Source organism: Cupriavidus sp. WS (assembly GCF_000395345.1).
GTDB classification, from domain to species: domain Bacteria; phylum Pseudomonadota; class Gammaproteobacteria; order Burkholderiales; family Burkholderiaceae; genus Cupriavidus; species Cupriavidus basilensis_B.
This window is the reverse complement of the sequence record NZ_AQPL01000603.1, coordinates 1-1,491: the sequence shown is the minus strand read 5'-3', so window position 1 is coordinate 1,491 and position 1,491 is coordinate 1. Positions and strand designations below refer to the sequence as shown.

Here is a 1,491-nt window from a genome sequence, read left to right as displayed (position 1 = left end):
GCCACCGGCCGCCCGGTGCCGCTGCTGGCGCAGTTCCTGATGGACCGCGCCGGCTGAAGCCAGGCGCGGGCCGGCGCCCGAGGGCGCCGGCTTGTGCAGAGGATCGTCCTTGACCATGACGCGCATCGATTTCCACAGCAACGTGCCCGACAAGCTCGGCTACGCCTGCCGCCTGATCCGCAAGGCCTACGGCGCCGGCCAGAAGCTGGTGGTGCACGGCGCGCCGGAGCAGCTGGCGCAGCTCGATGCGCGGCTGTGGACGTTTTCCCCGCTCGATTTCCTGCCCCACTGCGGCATCGACAGCCCGCACGCCGCGGTCACGCCGATCGTGCTGGCCGCCACGCTGGAGCAGGCCCCGCATCACCAGTTGCTGATCAACCTGGACACGCAGCCGCCCGCGCAGTTCGCCAGCTTCGAGCGCATGATCGAAGTGGTCGGCAGCGACGCCGCCGACCGCGACGCCGGGCGCGAGCGCTTCCGCCTCTACCGCGAGCGCGGTTATCCGCTGGCGCACCACGACATCGCGCAGGCAGCCCAGGGCAAGGGAGGCGACGCATGACCGAACGCACCACCTCGCGCGTGATTCCGCGCATCGGGCCCAACGACAGCATTCCGCTGCTGACCGAAGTCATCGACCTGCCCGCCGATGCCGCCAGACAGGGCGCGGAGCAGGCCGCCAGCGCCGCGGTGCCCGCGGCCGGTGGCCCGGCCCAGCCTCACGTCGCCCACGTTCCCCTCGAGCCGGCCTGGCCCGGCTCCCCGACCCACGTGGTCGTGCCGCGCGAAGCGGCCACGCCCGTGCCCGAGGTGCCGGCGCTGGCGCAGCCGAACCCGTCCACGCAGGACGGCGCCTATTCCGCCTCGCACGCCGCCGTCCATCCCGTGCCGCCGCCCAGCGACGAAGAACTGCGGGCGGTTCGCAGCGAACTGCTCACGCGCGTGATGATGCGGTTTCGCACCGAGTGGCCGCAGGTGGTGGAGGCTCATACCGAGGCCACGCTGCAATCGCGTCTGGCGCCGTTGACTGCGCAGCTGGCGGCGGAGTTGACGCAGGCGCTGGAGGCGCGGTTGGTGGAGTGGTTGGATGCTACTCTGGAGGAGATTGAGAGGGATCCGGGTGGGGTTTGATTTTTTGGGGGGCTTTAAGTCAAAGGCTTTAACGTCGAAGTCAAAAGCTTAAATTCAAAGGCTTAAAGTCAAAGGCTTTCGCTCCCCCGGAGCGACCTACTTTCTTTTCCCCGAAAAGAAAGTAGGCAAAGAAAGCGGGCTGCCTGGCCGGCAGGGGCAGAAACGTTGGGGTTTCTGGTGTTGCTGGTTTCGTGGTGGGGTTCGTGGTTCTGCTGGCCTGCTGCCGTTACCTGTTCGGCTGGCCACGATCTGGCTGGCGGTATGGGTTTCGGGGTCAGACCTATGATGGCGAGCGCACTGCTGGTTCGGGCATCTGCCGTTACCGGTGCCGGCGGTCACAGCGTAGCACCGGCACTGGTTTCG

2 protein-coding genes are annotated in these 1,491 nt (G+C 67.9%); both read left to right on the top strand.

The annotated features are described in order from the left end of the window. Positions 1-115 precede the first annotated feature (115 nt). The gene (locus K206_RS0135425; protein WP_020206990.1) at positions 116-559 is read left to right on the top strand and encodes a DNA polymerase III subunit chi; all 444 of its coding nucleotides are present in this window, start codon (positions 116-118) and stop codon (positions 557-559) included. After that, on the top strand, positions 556-1,128 hold the full coding sequence (locus K206_RS0135420) for a hypothetical protein (RefSeq protein WP_020206989.1): 573 nt from the start codon (positions 556-558) through the stop codon (positions 1,126-1,128). Before K206_RS0135425 ends, K206_RS0135420 begins: the two co-directional genes overlap by 4 nt. Positions 1,129-1,491: the final 363 nt, after the last annotated feature.